16 protein-coding genes and 1 tRNA gene are annotated in these 16,295 nt (G+C 66.9%); all 17 read left to right on the forward strand.

Annotated elements, in window-relative coordinates; genetic code table 11:
* Window positions 1–28: 28 nt before the first annotated feature.
* The 17 genes from JNO53_RS12830 (at window position 29) to JNO53_RS12910 (ending at window position 16,263) form a co-directional block, all read left to right on the forward strand.
* Complete coding sequence (locus JNO53_RS12830; protein WP_203111904.1) at window positions 29–757, forward strand: phosphatidate cytidylyltransferase; 729 nt, start codon at window positions 29–31, stop codon at window positions 755–757.
* On the forward strand, window positions 754–1,917 hold the full coding sequence (locus JNO53_RS12835; RefSeq protein WP_203111918.1) for a 1-deoxy-D-xylulose-5-phosphate reductoisomerase: 1,164 nt from the start codon (window positions 754–756) through the stop codon (window positions 1,915–1,917). The genes JNO53_RS12830 and JNO53_RS12835 overlap by 4 nt, the downstream gene beginning before the upstream one ends.
* On the forward strand, window positions 1,910–3,049 hold the full coding sequence (gene rseP / locus JNO53_RS12840; RefSeq protein WP_238401899.1) for an RIP metalloprotease RseP: 1,140 nt from the start codon (window positions 1,910–1,912) through the stop codon (window positions 3,047–3,049). The genes JNO53_RS12835 and rseP overlap by 8 nt, the downstream gene beginning before the upstream one ends.
* A 156-nt stretch (window positions 3,050–3,205) precedes the next feature.
* Complete coding sequence (gene bamA, locus JNO53_RS12845; RefSeq protein ID WP_238401907.1) at window positions 3,206–6,025, forward strand: outer membrane protein assembly factor BamA; 2,820 nt, start codon at window positions 3,206–3,208, stop codon at window positions 6,023–6,025.
* Window positions 6,025–6,708 carry an OmpH family outer membrane protein gene (locus JNO53_RS12850; RefSeq protein WP_203111921.1) on the forward strand — a complete coding sequence of 228 codons (684 nt, stop codon included), beginning with the start codon at window positions 6,025–6,027 and terminating at the stop codon, window positions 6,706–6,708. Before bamA ends, JNO53_RS12850 begins: the two co-directional genes overlap by 1 nt.
* Window positions 6,709–6,733: 25 nt before the next feature.
* Window positions 6,734–7,201 (forward strand): 3-hydroxyacyl-ACP dehydratase FabZ, encoded by a 468-nt coding sequence (fabZ, locus tag JNO53_RS12855; RefSeq protein ID WP_203111923.1) that lies wholly within the window; start codon window positions 6,734–6,736, stop codon window positions 7,199–7,201.
* Between the two features lie 119 nt (window positions 7,202–7,320).
* Window positions 7,321–7,551 (forward strand): 50S ribosomal protein L31, encoded by a 231-nt coding sequence (gene rpmE, locus JNO53_RS12860; protein WP_203111925.1) that lies wholly within the window; start codon window positions 7,321–7,323, stop codon window positions 7,549–7,551.
* A gap of 372 nt (window positions 7,552–7,923) precedes the next feature.
* Window positions 7,924–8,000, forward strand: a tRNA-His gene (locus JNO53_RS12865).
* A 47-nt stretch (window positions 8,001–8,047) separates the two neighbouring features.
* A complete protein-coding gene (locus tag JNO53_RS12870) occupies window positions 8,048–9,112 on the forward strand; it encodes a Leu/Phe/Val dehydrogenase (protein WP_203111927.1) in 1,065 nt (354 codons plus the stop codon).
* A 253-nt stretch (window positions 9,113–9,365) separates the two neighbouring features.
* Window positions 9,366–10,088: a heme ABC transporter permease CcmC gene (gene ccmC / locus JNO53_RS12875; RefSeq protein ID WP_203111936.1), complete on the forward strand. Its 723-nt coding sequence runs from the start codon at window positions 9,366–9,368 to the stop codon at window positions 10,086–10,088.
* On the forward strand, window positions 10,088–10,228 hold the full coding sequence (locus JNO53_RS12880) for a hypothetical protein (protein WP_203111939.1): 141 nt from the start codon (window positions 10,088–10,090) through the stop codon (window positions 10,226–10,228). Before ccmC ends, JNO53_RS12880 begins: the two co-directional genes overlap by 1 nt.
* A complete protein-coding gene (ccmE, locus tag JNO53_RS12885; protein WP_203111941.1) occupies window positions 10,225–10,701 on the forward strand; it encodes a cytochrome c maturation protein CcmE in 477 nt (158 codons plus the stop codon). Before JNO53_RS12880 ends, ccmE begins: the two co-directional genes overlap by 4 nt.
* A complete protein-coding gene (locus JNO53_RS12890; protein ID WP_203111945.1) occupies window positions 10,698–12,644 on the forward strand; it encodes a heme lyase CcmF/NrfE family subunit in 1,947 nt (648 codons plus the stop codon). The genes ccmE and JNO53_RS12890 overlap by 4 nt, the downstream gene beginning before the upstream one ends.
* Window positions 12,644–13,171, forward strand: a complete 528-nt coding sequence (locus JNO53_RS12895; RefSeq protein ID WP_203111948.1) for a DsbE family thiol:disulfide interchange protein — start codon at window positions 12,644–12,646, stop codon at window positions 13,169–13,171. Before JNO53_RS12890 ends, JNO53_RS12895 begins: the two co-directional genes overlap by 1 nt.
* Window positions 13,168–13,590, forward strand: a complete 423-nt coding sequence (locus JNO53_RS12900; protein ID WP_203111951.1) for a cytochrome c-type biogenesis protein — start codon at window positions 13,168–13,170, stop codon at window positions 13,588–13,590. The genes JNO53_RS12895 and JNO53_RS12900 overlap by 4 nt, the downstream gene beginning before the upstream one ends.
* Entirely contained in the window at window positions 13,587–14,219 is a 633-nt protein-coding gene (locus JNO53_RS12905; protein ID WP_203111955.1) for a tetratricopeptide repeat protein, read from the forward strand. The genes JNO53_RS12900 and JNO53_RS12905 overlap by 4 nt, the downstream gene beginning before the upstream one ends.
* Before the next feature lie 109 nt (window positions 14,220–14,328).
* On the forward strand, window positions 14,329–16,263 hold the full coding sequence (locus JNO53_RS12910; RefSeq protein ID WP_203111958.1) for a potassium transporter Kup: 1,935 nt from the start codon (window positions 14,329–14,331) through the stop codon (window positions 16,261–16,263).
* Window positions 16,264–16,295 lie beyond the last annotated feature (32 nt).

Genomic DNA, 16,295 nt, shown 5'->3' on the forward strand with positions numbered 1-16,295 from the left:
GCGTCGTTTCCCACGAGCGAGGAGAGCGATGACTGGTGAGAGCGAACCCGTTCCGCTGAGGACCCGCAGCGCGGACCTGCCGGTGCGTCTGGCCTCGGCAGTGGTCATGCTGGCGGTCGCAGGCGCCGCGTTCTGGCAGGGTGGGCGGGTCTTCGACTTGTTCGTCGGTATCGTCGCGCTGGTCTGCTTCGCAGAGTTCGTGGTGCTCGTATCCCGCGCGACGGCGAACGTGCCCTACCGGCTCGCCGCACTGATTGCGGGTGCGCTCTACATCGGCATGGCCGCCGGTATCCTGGTCGGGGCGGCGGACTTCCTGATCGTGCTCGTGCTCGGCGTCACGATCTTCACCGACACCGGCGCCTACTTCACCGGGCGCGCCATCGGCGGACCGAAGATCGCACCGCGCGTGAGCCCGTCGAAAACCTGGGCCGGGCTACTGGGCGGAATGGCCGCCTCGGCCCTGTGGGTCGTGCTGTGGGTGGTCGCGATCGATTCGAGCGTTTCATGGCTGGGCCCGCGCTTCGAACTCGGCCTGGATCTCGATGCGCAGAACCTCGGCGGCGCCGCGCTGCTTGGCGCGGGGCTCGCGGTTCTGGCGCAGGCTGGCGACTTCTTCGAAAGCTGGCTCAAGCGGCGCGCGGGCGTGAAGGACAGCTCCCACCTGATCCCGGGCCACGGCGGCGTGTTCGACCGGGTGGACGGGCTGCTGCCCGTGGCAATCGCGGTCGGCATGCTTGCGGCGAGCATCGCCAATTGACACGCTCGATCTCCATTCTCGGCGCGACCGGCTCGGTTGGCGCTTCGACGCTGGACCTCGTGCGCCGCAACCGCGACGAATGGCGCGTGGTGGCGCTGACAGCCAATTGCAGCGCGCGTGAGCTCGCGGCGCTCGCACGCGAATTCGAGGCCGAGATCGCGGTGGTCGGCGACGAAGCCTGCCTGAGCGATCTGCGCGAGGCGCTGGCCGGGTCGAGCGTCGCGGCTGCCGGCGGGTCGGCGGCGCTGTGCGAAGCCGCCTCGCGGCCGGTGGATCTGACGGTCGCGGCGATCGTCGGCTGTGCCGGCCTCCGCCCGACGATGACGGCGATCCGCCGCGGCGGCGCGATCGCGCTCGCCAACAAGGAAGCGCTGGTCTCGGCAGGCGACGTCATGACCGCCGCCGTCGCCGAGCATGGCGCCACGCTGCTGCCGGTCGATTCGGAGCACAACGCGATCTTCCAGTGCCTCCAGGGCGGCAGGATCGAGGACGTGCGCACGATTACGCTGACCGCCAGCGGCGGCCCTCTGCGCACCTGGACGGCGGAGCAGCTCGCTCTTGCCACGCCCGCGCAGGCGGTGGCGCATCCCAACTGGAGCATGGGGGCCAAGATCAGCGTCGATTCGGCGACGATGATGAACAAGGGGCTCGAATTCATCGAGGCGCATCACCTGTTCCCGGTCGGGCTCGAGGCGCTGCGCATCGTCGTCCATCCGCAGAGCGTCGTGCATTCGATGGTCGAGTACCGCGATGGTTCCACCCTGGCGCAGCTCGGCCCCTCCGACATGCGCGTGCCGATCGCCTCGTGCCTCGCATATCCCGCGCGGATGGACACGCCGTGCGCACCTCTCGACCTCGCGGCGCTCGGTTCGCTGACGTTCGAGGCGCTCGACGAAGTGCGCTTTCCCGCGACCCGGCTGGCGCGCGAGGCCGCGCATGCCGGCGGTGCGGCGCCGGCCGTGCTCAACGCGGCCAACGAGATCGCGGTCGCCGCGTTCCTCGCCGGTCAGATGGCGTTCACGCGGATCGCGTTAGTGGTCGAGCAAACTCTCGAACGTTATACCCCCATGGCACCTTCGAGCCTGGACGACGTTCTCGGTGTCGATGCCGAGGCGCGCAGGCGGGCTCGCGAGCTGCTGGAGACTACGCCAATTGGCTGATTCGCCTTCATTCTGGATGTACATCGTCGGCTTCCTGCTGGTGCTTGGGCCGCTGATCACGATCCACGAGTTCGGTCACTACCTCGTCGGGCGCCTGTTCGGCGTGCAGGCGGAGGCCTTCTCGGTCGGTTTCGGCAAGGAACTCGCCGGCTGGACCGATCGCCGCGGCACGCGGTGGAAGCTTTCCGCTCTGCCGCTGGGCGGCTACGTCCAGTTCAAGGGCGACATGAACCCGGCGAGCATTCCCGATCCGGAGAAGATCGCCGCGATCCCCGAGGACGAGCGCGCCGGGTCCTTCCACTTCAAGCCGCTGTGGCAGCGCGCGCTGATCGTGTTCGCCGGGCCGGCGACGAACATTCTGGTTGCGCTGGCGATCTTCGCGGCGTTCTTCATGGTCGTCGGCAATCCGGTGCCGGTGGAGACCGACCGTCAACTCACGGTCGCCGAGTTCTCGGAGGGCTCTGCGGCGAAAGAGGCGGGTTTCGAGGTCGGCGACCGGATCGTCTCGATCGACGGCGAGCGGATGAATGATTTCCGCGACATTCAGGACGCGGTGATGCTCTACCCGGGGCGCACGTTCCAGATCGTGGTCGACCGCGATGGGCAGCGCCTGCCGATCAGAGTGACCGCGGATAGCCACCAGGTGACCGACGGGTTCGGCAACACGTCGAAGATCGGCCTGCTCGGCATCCGCCCTGCGCAGGCGGAATTCGAATTCGAGCGGCAGGGCCCGATCGCCGCGACCGCCATGGCCGTCGATCACAGCATCGGCATCGCGCATATGATGGTGACCGGGGTGAAGCAGATCGTCTCCGGAGATCGCTCGGTCCGGGAACTCGGCGGGCCGATCAAGATCGCCAAGTATTCGGGTGAGCAGCTGAGCCTCGGTCCGCTCGCTTTCATCAACTTCATCGCGTTGATCTCGCTTAATTTGGCATTCATCAACCTCTTGCCAATTCCGGCGCTGGACGGTGGTCATCTGGCTTTCTACGCGGCAGAGGCTGTCCGCCGGAAGCCGGTCGGCCCGCGCGGACAGGAATTGGCGTTCCGCACCGGCGTTGCGGTGGTGCTCGCGCTGATGGTGTTCGTCACGATCAACGATCTGGTTTCGCTGCCGATATTCGGGAGCTGACCGGACCTGGGGGCGGAAAAGCGCGGGGGAATGGTTCCTTCCTTTGCTTGATTGGGGGCACGGCATCGGGCAAGGGCGGCATTCGCCGTCGCTCCGATGCTTTGGGCAGCGGCCCAGTGGTGCAGTTGGTAAGGATTGGACGGGATCGCCGTGTCGATGATTGAACGCGAGAAAGCCGCCGGCGCATTCGGCAAGACCGGCACCGGCTTCGCGCTGGCCCTGCTCTGCGGCACCATGCTGGCAGGCGTTCCTGCGCCGCTGCTGGCGCAGGTGGGACCGGCCCCCGCTCCGGTGCCGGAAACGATGCCGCAGCAACCGGCTCCCGAGACGCAGCCCGAGCAGCCGGTGCCCGAAACACCGGCTCCCGCGCCGGAAACCGATCGGCCCGAGCCCGTAGTCGCTCCTCCGCCAGCAACCACGGCCACGACCACGCAGCCTGCGCCCGCCGCGGCGCCGCAGGGTCCGACGATCAATTCGATCAGCGTGGTCGGCGCGCAGCGGCTCGAGCCCGCGACGATCCTTTCGTATATCCAGATGCGCGCGGGCGACACTTACACCCAGGCGCTAGCCGACCAGGCGCTGAAGGATCTCTACGCGACCGAGCTGTTCTCCGAAGCCAGTGTCCGCAACGACGGCGGCAACGTGGTGATCGAGGTTACCGAGAACCCGGTGATCAACCGCATCATCCTGGAGGGCAACAAGCGGATCAAGAACGACAAGATCCTGCCCGAAATCCGCCTCGCGCCGCGCCAGATCTTCACGCGCTCCAAAGTCCGCGCCGATACCGCGCGGATCATCGAGCTCTACAAGCGCCAGGGCCGCTTCGCCGCCTCGGTCGAGCCGAAGACGGTCGAGCTAAGCCAGAACCGCGTCGATGTCGTGTTCGAGATCAGCGAAGGGCCCAAGTCGAAGGTCCGCCAGATCAACATCCTCGGCAACGAGGAGTTCGACGATGGCGAACTCAAGGGCGAGATGGTCACCAAGGAAGCGCGCTTCTTCCGCTTCTTCAGCTCGAACACCAGCTACGACCCCGACCGCCTGGCGTTCGACCAGCAGAAGCTCCGCCAGTTCTACCTGACCGAAGGGTACGCCGACTTCCGCGTCGTCTCCGCCGTCGCCGAGCTGACGCCGGACAAGGAAGACTTCATCATCACCTACGTCCTCGAAGAGGGCGAACGCTACAGGTTCGGGGACGTCTCGGTCGACAGCCAGATCCGCGACTTCGACAGCGAGCGGATGACGCAGAACCTGCCGATGAAGACCGGCGACTGGTACAATGCGAAGCTGGTCGAGGACACGGTCGAGCAGCTCAACGAGCTCGCCGGCACCTTCGGCTACGCCTTCGCCGATGCGCAGCCGCAGTTCGTCCGCAACCAGGAAGACCTCACGATGGACGTGACGTTCGTCCTGCGCGAGGCGCCGCGCGTCTACGTCGAGCGGATCGACGTGAACGGCAACACGCTGACGCAGGACAAGGTCGTCCGCCGCGAGTTCCGCGTGGCGGAGGGCGACGCGTTCAACTCGCTTCAGGTCAAGCGCTCGAGCAACCGCATCAATTCGCTCGGCTACTTCCAGGAAAACTTCGAGATCGAGCAGAAGGAGGGCAGCGCCCCCGATCGCATCGTCCTCGAGGCGAACGTCGAGGAGCAGCCGACTGGCGAACTGCAGCTCTCGGCCGGCTTCTCGTCGATCGAGAACTTCATCCTCGCCGGCTCGATCCGCCAGCGCAACTTCCGCGGCCGCGGCCAGACGGTCGGTGCCTCGGTCAACTGGTCGCGCTACTCGCGTTCGGCCGCGCTGAGCTTTTCCGAGCCTTACGTATTCGACCGCAACATCTCGATGGGCGCGGACATCTACCGCAAGGATTACAACAGCTTCAACTTCCTCAACAACGACCGCAACCGCACGTTCGAGCAGTCGACGACCGGCTTTGAAGTTCGTGCCGGCGTACCGCTGACCGAATACATGTCGGCGATCGGCAGCTATACGCTGAATTACGACAACGTCTCACTCGACGAGTTCACTTACTTCAGCGACATCGACGGCGACGGGATCACCGAGTGCGACCCCGTCCTCGCCGGCCGTTATCTGTGCGAGGCGCTGGGCAAGCGCACGAGCTCGATCCTTGGCCTGACCATCGCCTACGACACGCTCGACAACCGCTACCGGCCGACCCGCGGGCACAACTTCTCGCTGAGCACCCAATATGCCGGGCTCGGCGGCTCCGTGAAGTATCTTCGCTTCCGGGCGAAGGGCGCGAAGTACTGGAACGTCTTCAGCGGGTTCATCTTCTCGCTGTCGGCCGAAGGCGGCTTCATCAAGGGGCTCGAGGACCGCGGCCCGGGCGTCGACGATGTGCGCCTGACCGACCGCTTCTTCCTCGGCGAGCCGCAGATGCGCGGCTTCGACATCCGCGGCGTCGGCCCGCGCGTGCTGCGCCAGCCGATCGAGGCCGACGAGGATGGCAATCCGGTCGTGGTCACGGACCGTGACCGGGTTGGGGATGACGCCCTGGGCGGCAATGCCTACTACCTCGGCCGTGCCGAGCTCGAGATTCCGCTCGGCTCCGGCGCGCGGGAAATGGGTCTGCGGCCCTCGATCTTCATGGATGTCGGCGCGCTGTTCAATGTGACGCGTCCGATACTCCAGAGCGCGCCATTCCCCGACGGCGTCCAGCGCCAGTTGCGCAACGGCGATGGCGATCCGCTCTTCATCGATCCGACCGACGAGACGAAGACGACCACCGATCCGACCGATGCCGCGGGCAATCCGAACGATCCGGCGATGTACAAGGTGGCGAACCCGTTCCAGGAGGTCTTCCTGGGCGATACCGCCAGCCCCCGTATCTCGGTCGGCATCGGCGTGAACTGGAACTCGCCCTTCGGGCCGTTCCGCATCGACTTCGCCCACGTGCTCAAAAAGGAGCCGGGCGACGACACGAAGACCTTCACTTTCAACGTAGGAACCCAATTCTGATGAAGAACCTTCTCAAGCCGGTCTTCGCGGCCGGTCTCATGCTCACGGCGGCTTCGGCCCCGATGATCCTCGCGGCGCCGGCTGCGGCGCAGGACGCCCGCGGCGTCGGCGTCGTCAGCCTTCCGGCCGTTATCGCCAATTCCAACGCCTACCAGACGGCGGAACAGCAGCGCCAGACGACCTACAAGGCGCAGATCGACCAGGCCGAGGCACGCCGCCAGCAGCTCGAAACGCAGCTCACGCCGATGGTGCAGAAGTTCAACACCGACCGCCAGGCCGCCAGCCCGGACCAGCAGGCGCTGCAGCAGCAGGCCGCTCAGATCCAGCAGATCGAGCAGTCGGGCCAGCGCGAACTGCAGCAGATCCTGGCGCCGGTCGCGCTGAGCCGCGCCTATACGCAGGAACAGATCGAGGACCGTCTGGACGAGGCGGTGCAGGCCGCCGCGCAGAAGAAGAACGTCTCGCTGATCCTCGACGCGACGACGGGCCAGGTGATCTTCGCCGGCGCGCAGCACAACCTCACGCAGGACGTGCTGAACGAACTCAACACGCTGCTGCCCAGCGTTCAGATCACGCCGCCGCAGGGCTGGGTGCCGCGCGAAATTCGCGAGCAGCAGGCCGCGGCGCAGGCTGCCCAGGGCGCGCAGCCGGCGCAGCAACAGCAGCAGCCGACCGGTCGTTGATTCGTAAGACGAAGAAGGCAGGGCGATGAGCGAGGAATCGGGCGCGCAGCCGTACGACATCCGCAAGGTGCTCAAGGCCCTGCCGCACCGTTATCCGCTTCTGCTGGTCGATCGGGTCAATTCGATCGACCTCGGCGAGCGGATACACGCGGTGAAGGCGGTGACCTTCAACGAGGATTTCTTCCAGGGGCATTTCCCCGGCGCGCCGATCATGCCCGGCGTGCTCCAGATCGAGGCGCTGGCGCAGGCCGCCGCGATCCTCGGCATCGAGACCCTCGAACTCGCGGGTACGGGCAAGCTGGTCTATTTCATGGGGATCGAGAACGCCAAGTTCCGTGCGCCCGTGACGCCGGGGTGCCTGCTCGACCTGGAAGTCGAGTTCCTCCAGAAGCGCAGCCGGGTCTACAAGTTCAAGGGTAGGGCCAGCGTGGAGGGCAAGACCACCTCCGAAGCCGAGTTCACGGCGATGGTCGCCGATCCGCCGAGCGACTGACCCGCCTTCCGCGAGCGGGAGGGGAACGGCTTGCCAAATCGCTCGCAGCGCCTTAAGGGCGCCGCTTTCCCGACATTGCCGGCCGGTCGGAACCGGTCATATGCAAAGGACATCACGCCATGAAGGCCGATACGCATCCCGATTACCACACGATCACCGTCAAGATGACCGACGGGACCGAGTTTCAGACGCGCTCCACCTGGGGCAGCGAAGGCGATACGCTGACGCTCGACATCGATCCGACCAGCCATCCGGCCTGGACCGGCGGCAACCAGCGCCTCGTCAACGAAGGTGGCCGCGTGGCTGCGTTCAACAAGCGTTTCGGCGGGCTCAGCCTCAAGAAGAAGTGACGCGAGACATGGTGCGCGTCGGCGCGCCGTAGTCGTAGTGTCCGATCCCGGCTGTCGCTGGGATGGCGAAAAAGGGAAGGGCGGTCCGGTCGGGCCGCCCTTCTCGCGTTTCGGTCTTCCGCTTACTAGCGCGCGGCCTCGCACAGCATGGGGATTCGCTCTGAACCGGCCGAAGTCGGCGGCGACGGCGCCGGTCTCCGAATGGCAGCGAAAGAATCTTGCGTTTGCCGGCGAAGGGCGAAGATTTCGCTTCCCAAACGAGCATCCTTATGCAACAGGCCCGCGCCCGCGCCGTTCGCGGCTTGACCGTGTGGCGCAGGGGCGTATCAGCCCCGCTTGCACGGCAGGTTCGATAACGGGCCGGGGCATGTGGCGATCGTAGCTCAGTTGGTTAGAGCGCCGGTTTGTGGTACCGGAGGTCGCGGGTTCGGATCCCGTCGATCGCCCCATTTTCCCCAATCTTCGCCGTCGGTTGGCAGTGGGACTTCTTCCTGAAATGACGGCATTCTGGACCGAACCGGACTACGACGATCACGAACTCGTTCAGCTCGTGCGCGATCGCGCAACGGGGCTGACCGCGATCATCGCGCTCCACTCCACGCACCTCGGCCCCGGCGCCGGCGGCACGCGCTTCTGGCACTATGCCGACCCGAAGGACGCCATGCGCGACGCGCTGCGGCTGAGCCGCGGTATGAGCTACAAGAACGCCATGGCCGGTCTGCCGATGGGCGGCGGCAAGGCAGTGATCCTCGCCGGCAAGGACCGGACCAAGACGCCCGAGATGCTCGAGGCCTTCGGGGCCGCGGTCGATGCGCTGGGCGGCGCCTATGTCACGGCGGAAGACGTCGGCATCGGCGAGGCGGACATGGTCGCGGTGTCGCGGCGCACGCAGTACGTTACCGGCCTCCCGGTCGAGGGCGAGGGTACTGCCGGCGGCGACCCGGGCCCCTTCACGGCAATGGGCATCTACCACGGCATCAAGGCCGCGGTGCGTCACAAGCTGGGCAAGGATTCGGTGAGCGGCGTCCACGTCGCGGTTCAGGGCGCGGGCAGCGTCGGCGGGGGCGTTGCGCGTCTGCTGGCGAAGGACGGCGCGAAGCTGACCCTGTCGGACATCAACATGGACCGCGCCGCCGCGCTCGCTGACGAACTCGGCGCCGAAACCGCCGCGCCCGACGCGATCATGAGCGTTTCTTGCGACGTGTTCAGCCCCAATGCGCTGGGCGCCATTCTCGACGACGAGGGAATCGCGCGGCTCGACGCGTCGATCGTGGCCGGCGCGGCGAACAACCAGCTCGCCCGCGCGCATCATGGCCAGATGCTCGCCGAGCGCGGCATTCTCTATGCGCCCGACTACGTGATCAACGCAGGCGGGATCATCAGCGTGACGCTCGAATATCTCGCGCGCCGCAACAGCGCACCGTGCGACATCAACGAGGTGCGTAAGCGCATCGCGCAGATCCCAGGCCGGCTCGAGGAGATCTGGCAGGAGAGCGATGCGAGCGGCGTCTCGCCCGACGTCGTCGCCGACCGCATGGCGCAGAAGCTGATCGGACGCTGAGGGCGGGGCTGTACCCGCCGCTCCGGCAGCGCTTCTGCTCCCGCCTCCCATCTCCCTCGTCATCCCAGCGAAAGCTGGGATCGGGTGCCATCAGGTCGGACATTGCGGCCAGCGATCCCAGCTTTCGCTGGGATGACGGCGAGCTTGTGACGGTCCCCTGCGATCTCCGGGGCAGCATTCTCGGGCGGCCTTCGCGAATCCCTTGCCCCCAAGGGCGCGGCCTGCCATTGCGCGCGGCGTACGGATGTCATCGATGCACGGCTTCGCCAATCCCAAGAGGTTCCTGTCGCTTGCGCGCTGGTTGACCCCGCTGCTGCTCCTGAGCGGGCTCGTGCTCGCCGGCGCGGCGCTGGTGTGGGGTCTGTTCGTAGTGCCGCCCGATCGGCTGATGGGCGAAACGGTGCGCATCCTCTTCCTCCACGTTCCGACTGCCTGGCTCGGCATGGGTGGCTGGACCGCGATCGCCATAGCGAGCGGAGTCTATCTGGTCTGGCGCCATCCGCTCGCCGACCTCGCAGCGCGGGCGGCGGCCGTGCCGGGGATGATATTCACGGCGGTGTGCCTCGCCACCGGATCGATCTGGGGCCGCCCGACCTGGGGCACCTGGTGGGTGTGGGACGGACGGCTGACCTCGATGCTGGTGCTGTTGTTCCTCTACTTCGGCTATATCGCGCTGGCACAGGCCGTCGCGCGCGAAGGCGGGTCGAGCCGCATTCCGGCGATTTTCGGCCTCGTCGGTGCGATCAACATTCCGATCATCAACCGCTCGGTCGTGTGGTGGAACTCGCTCCACCAGCCGCCGAGCATCACAGCGGGCAAGAGCGCGATAGATGCCGAGTTCCTCGTGCCGCTGCTGATCGCCGTGCTCGGCTTCTCGCTGATCTTCGGCGGCGTCGTGCTCGCACGGATGCGCGCGCTGCTGGGCGACATCCAGGCCGAGGCGCGGCTGCGGCGCAAGGCGAGCGAGGCGGCGTGATGCGTGAAGCGCTCGACCAGTGGGACTTCGTGATCGCGGCCTATGCCGTCGGTATCGTTGCGACGCTGGCCCTGGTCGCGTGGGCCTGGTGGGACATGAAGCGCGCCGAGCGCCGCCGCGAGGAGGCGCGCCGCAAGTGAGCGCGCTCAAACCGAAGCACCAGCGGCTCGTGCTGGTCGTCATCGCGCTCGTCGCGCTGGTCGGGGCGGGCCTGCTGGCCGCCTGGGCGCTGCGCAATCAGGCGAGCTATTTCTACGTGCCGGAGCAGATGGTCGCCGAGCCGCCCCAACCTGACCGCGCCGTACGGCTCGGCGGCATGGTCGAGGAAGGTTCGATCCGCACGCTGCCCGACGGCGTGACCGTCGCTTTCGTGGTCGGCGACGGCAAGGCGCGGGTGCCGGTGCGCTTCGCGGGCATCCTGCCGGACCTGTTCGTCGAGGGATCGGGCGTCGTGGCCGAAGGACGTCTCGCGTCCGACGGCACATTCGTCGCCGACAATCTGCTGGCCAAGCATGATGAGAACTACGTCCCGCGCGAGTTGCAGGAGATGACCGAGCATCAGAAGCGCGAAGTCGTCGCCGAGACCGAGGACGAGATCGAGGGCGGGGCGTGATTGCGGAGCTCGGCCTGGCCGCCTTGTGGCTTGCGGCAGCGCTTGCTGCCTTGCAGCTCTATGCCGGCGCGATGGCGCAGCGTCCGGGCGGGGAGGGCGCTGCGGCGCTGGTGCGGCCGGCGGCGGTGATCCAGGGGATCGTCTGCGCGTTCGCCTTCCTGATGCTGCTGTGGCTGTTCGCGATCACCGATCTTTCGGTGAAGCTGGTCGCGGCCAACTCCCATTCGGCCAAGCCGATGATCTTCAAGCTCGCCGGGGCATGGGGCAACCACGAAGGCTCGATGCTGCTGTGGGTCGCCGTCATGGCGCTCTCGGGCGCGCTGATCGCGCTGGTGGAGCGGCGCCTGCCTGAAAAGACGATGCTTGCCACGCTGGCCGCGCAGGCCTTCGTCGGGCTCGGCTTCTACGCGTTCCTGATCGTCAGCTCGAATCCGTTCGAGCGATTGCCGCAGCCTGCGATCGAGGGGCTGGGGCTCAACCCGCTGCTGCAGGACATCGGCCTCGCGTTCCATCCGCCGACGCTCTATTTCGGCTACGTCGGCCTCTCGGTCGCATTCAGCTTCGCGGTCGGCGCGCTGGTAACACGGCAGGTCACGCCCGAGTTCGCGCGCGTGATGCGGCCTTGGGTGCTCGGGGCCTGGGTGTTCCTGACGCTCGGCATCACCGCGGGTTCCTACTGGGCCTATTACGAGCTGGGCTGGGGGGGCTGGTGGTTCTGGGACCCGGTCGAGAACGCATCGCTCATGCCCTGGCTCGCGGCGACGGCGCTGCTCCACTCCGCCAGCGTGCTTGCCGCGCGCGACGCGCTGCGCGCGTGGACGATCATGCTCGGCGTCATCGCCTTCTCGATGAGCATGGTCGGCACGTTCCTCGTGCGCTCGGGCATTCTGACGAGCGTCCACGCCTTCGCCGTCGACCCGGAGCGCGGCAGCTTCATCCTCGCGCTTCTGACCCTCTACATCGGTGGCGCCCTGGCTCTGTTTGCCCTCAGGGCGGGCACGGTGAGCGAAGGGCAGCGGTTCTCCGTCACCAGTCGCGAGGGCGCCCTAGTATTCAACAACGTGATGCTGAGCGCGATCTTGGGCATCGTGCTGCTCGGCACGCTCTATCCGTTGCTGACCGAGGCGTTCGACGTGCGCGTTTCGGTGGGGCCGCCCTACTTCAACCCGGTGGGCGCGATCTTCGCCGTTCCGATGCTGCTGGTGATGGCCGTCGGTCCGCTGCTTCGCTGGCGGCGCGACTCGATCGAGCGGATCCGGCGTCCGCTGATCCTGATCGGCGCGATCATGCTGGCGGCGCTCGCCGCGGTACTTGCGCTGGGTGAGATAAGCGTCCTGCCGCTGCTCGGCCTTGCGATCGCCGTGGGGCTCGCGGTTGCCAGCTTCCTGCCGCTGCGCGGGCGCAGGCTCACGCGCGTGCCACTGGCTGTATGGGGCATGGTGCTCGCGCACTTCGGGCTCGCGGTCGCGCTGTTCGGCATGGCGAGCGAGAGCGCCTTTTCCGAGGAGCGGCTCGCTGCAGTTGCCATCGGAGAGACGGCGCAAGTGGGCCCGTGGGAAGTCGCGCTCTCCGAAGTCCTGCCTGCCGCGGGGCCGAACTGGACTGCGATCGAAGGTCACCTGCTGGCCAGCTACGCCGGCGGCGATCCGATCGAGCTCGATCCGCAATCGCGCAGCTTCTGGGCGCCGCCGCAGGAGACGACCGAGAGCGCGCTCGCGACGCGCTGGAACGGCCAGCTCTACGCGGTAGTGGGCAGCGAAGCCGGCGCCGGGCGGTGGCAGTTGCGCCTGTGGTGGAAGCCGTTCGTAACCTTCATCTGGTACGGCGGCATGCTGGTGGCGCTGGGCGGCGCTCTCGCGCTGATCGGCCGAGTGATCGACGACCTTCGGCGCCGCGCCGTCCTTGCGCGGATCGCAGAGCGGCGCGGGGAGGAGGCCGTCTGATGCGCTGGTGGTGGTGGATCCCGCTAATGCTCTTCGCCGGCTTTCTGGGCGTGGCGGCATACCAGCTCACGCAGCCGAAGGACGACTTCGTGCCGAGCGCGATGGTCGGCAAGCCGCTGCCCGCATTCGAACTCCCTGCCGCGATCGAGGGAATGTCCGGCGTTTCGACCGCAGATTTCCAGGATGGCAAGCCGCGTCTGCTGAACATCTGGGCGAGCTGGTGCCTGCCATGTATCGCCGAAGCGCCGCAGCTTGATCAGTTGAAGCAGGAGGGCGTCGAGATCGTCGGCATCGCCATTCGCGATCGGCCCGAGGACGTCGCGGCGTTCCTGGCGCGGCATGGCAATCCCTACACCCGGATCGGGGCCGACGATCTTTCGCAGGTCCAGCTCGCGATCGGGTCCTCGGGCGTGCCCGAGACGTTCGTGATCGATGGCAAGGGCGTGATCCGCTATCAGCACATCGGCGACATCCGCGCCGAGCACGTGCCGATCCTGCTGGAGAAGCTGCGGGAGGCGGGGGAATGAGCCTTACGCTTTCCAGCCGGGGGATGGCGTTGTTTCTGGCGTGTCTGCTTGCAGTACCGCTGGCCGCCCAGCAATCGCTTCCGCCAGCGCCTTACGCCTATCGCCAGCTCGAGGATCCGGCGAAGGAAGCCGCGGCGCAGGCCTTGATGGAGACGCTGCGCTGCCTCACATGCCAAAGCCAGTCGATCGCGGACAGCGATGCGGCGATGGCGGGCGACATGCGCCATCAGGTCCGCACGCGGATCGCGGCGGGTGAGGAGCCCGAGGCGATCCGCGCCTGGCTGGTCGAACGCTACGGCGACTACGTCAGCTACGCGCCGGTGGTGAGCGAAACCACCTGGCCGCTCTTCGCGATCCCGCTGCTGCTGCTCGCGGGAGCGGGGGCGATTCTCTGGCGGCGTCTGCGGAGGGCGCAATGAGCTGGCTTCCCGCGATCGCGCTGGCGGGCGCGCTGTTCCTGATCGCTGCCTTCGCGCTGCGCCTGCCGCGCGCGGGCTGGGCGGCGTTCGGCGCGGCGCTGCTGTTCGGCCTGGCCGGCTATGCCTTTCAGGCGAGCCCGGACATGCCCGCCGCACCCACGGCCGCGGTGCCGGAGCCGGACGAGACCAGCGCGGCGATGATCGAAGCGCGCCGCGCGATGTTCGATTCGACGATGCAGGCGAGCGACTTCGTCCTCGTCTCCGACGGATTCGCCCGGCGCGGACAATATGCCGACGCAGCGCAGATGCTCCGCGGAGTCGTGCGGGAGAACCCGGGGCACGCCGAAGCCTGGGTCGCGCTCGGCAATGCGCTGATCGAGCATGCGGACGGAAATCTCACTCCGGCAGCAGTCTACGCCTACGCTCGGGCGGAGCAGGCGGCGCCCGGGCACCCGGCCGCACCGTACTTCCACGGCCTCGCCCTGCTGCGCGTGGGCCGTCCGCACGATACGCGGGCCTTGTGGGCGCAGACGATCGACGACGCGCCCGAGGGGGCGGAATGGGTCGCGCCGATGCAGGAACGTCTCGAGAGGCTCGATGCGCTGATCGCGGCAGTGGAGGCACAGTAGGCGCAAGCGCGGTGCATGTTGCAGCTGCGAAAGGAGGGTGCTAAGCGCCGCCGCCCTGCAACAGGCCGCTATCCAGGCAGCACCGGGTCATTTCGGGAACGCCGTTTCTATGAGCGAACTTTCCTCCACACAGGATTCCCCACCGGAAAACGCCGGTGCACGCCGGCATGGCGCACCATCGCCCAAGGCGGCGCTGGTGGTCGGTGCGATCGGGGTCGTCTTCGGCGACATCGGCACCAGCCCGATCTACGCCTTTCGCGAAACGTTCGCCGGCCCGCACCCGCTCGCGCTCGACACGCTGCACCTGCTGGGCGTGCTGAGCCTGATCTTCTGGTCGATGACCATCATCGTCTCGCTCCAGTACGTCACGATCATGATGCGCGCCGACAACAAGGGGCAGGGGGGCACCCTCGCGCTCGTGGCGCTCATCTCGGGCCGAATGGGACGCAAGGGGTACGGCTGGGTTGCCGTGATGCTCGGCGTCTTCGCGACCGCGCTGTTCTACGGCGACAGCATGATTACCCCGGCGATTTCGGTCCTCTCGGCGGTCGAGGGTCTGACCACGGTCGAGGCCCGTTTCCAGCCGTTCGTCATCCCGATCGCGCTCGTGTTGCTCGTTGGCCTGTTCCTGATCCAACGGCGCGGTACGGCTCGGGTCGGCAAGCTCTTCGCGCCGGTGATGATCACCTACTTCTCGGTTCTTGCGGTTCTGGGCCTGATCCAGATCGTGCAGAACCCCGGCGTCCTGGTCGCACTCAACCCGTGGTATGCGGTGCAGTTCTTCATGACCGACAAGCTGCTTGCGTTTCTTGCGCTCGGCTCGGTGGTTCTCGCGGTCACGGGCGCCGAGGCGCTCTACGCGGACATGGGTCATTTCGGACGCGGCGCGCTGCGGATCGGCTGGTTCGGTTTCGTCATGCCATGCCTGCTGATCAACTATTTCGGCCAGGCGGCGATGATCATGGGCCTCGAAGCCGCGGCTGCGGCCGAGGCGATCCAGAACCCGTTCTTCCTCATGGCGCCAGAAGCCTACCGCCTGCCGCTCGTGCTGCTCGCGACCTGCGCCACCGTAATCGCGAGCCAGGCCGTGATCACCGGCGCTTTCTCGGTCACGCATCAGGCGATCCAGCTCGGCTACGTTCCGCGCCTTTCGATCCTGCACACCAGCGAGACCGAGCAGGGACAGATCTACATCCCGTTCGTCAATTGGGTGCTGATGATCGCGGTGATCGTACTCGTGCTCACCTTCGGCAACTCGTCCAACCTTGCGAGTGCCTACGGCATCGCGGTGACCGGTGCGATGCTGATCGACACCTGCCTGATGGCGGTGCTGTTCGTTGCGGTATGGCGCTGGAAGATCTGGATCGTGATCCCGGCCGCAGCGCTGTTCTTCGTGGTCGACGGCGCGTTCTTCGGGGCCAACCTGACCAAGGTGCCCGACGGTGGCTGGTTCCCGCTGCTGATCGGGGCGATCGCCTTCACCTTCCTCACCACCTGGGCGCGCGGCCGCAAGCTGATGCGCGACCGGATGAGCGAGGTGGCGCTGCCGATCGAGATCTTCGCAAAGTCCGCGATGAACAGCGCGATCCGCGTGCCTGGCACGGCGATCTTCATGGCCTCGACCCGGGCTGGTGTGCCCTCCGCGCTGCTCCACAACATCAAGCACAACAAGGTCCTGCACGAGCGGGTCGTGATCCTGACCGTCGAGATCGCGGAGGAGCCCTACGTCGATCCCGAGTTCCGGACCCAGTTCGACGATCTGGGCGACGGGTTCTATCGCATGGTGCTGCGCTACGGCTTCATGGAGGAGACCGACGTGCCGGCGGCCCTCAAGAAGGTCCATCACTGCGGCGGAGACTTCGACATGATGCAGACCAGCTTCTTCCTCAGCCGTCAGACGTTACTGCCGTCGAAGAACCCGAGCATGATGATCTGGCGCGAGAAGATCTTCTCGTGGATGCTGCGCAACGCAGCGACCGCAATGGAGTTCTTCCGCCTGCCGTCCAACCGCGTGGTCGAACTGGGCAGCCAGGTCGAAATCTAGGGCGCGGCCGCCCACGATCTAAGCACCGCCGT

The sequence above is a fragment of the Altererythrobacter sp. C41 genome, assembly GCF_016803135.1.
Classification (GTDB): Bacteria; Pseudomonadota; Alphaproteobacteria; order Sphingomonadales; family Sphingomonadaceae; genus Pelagerythrobacter.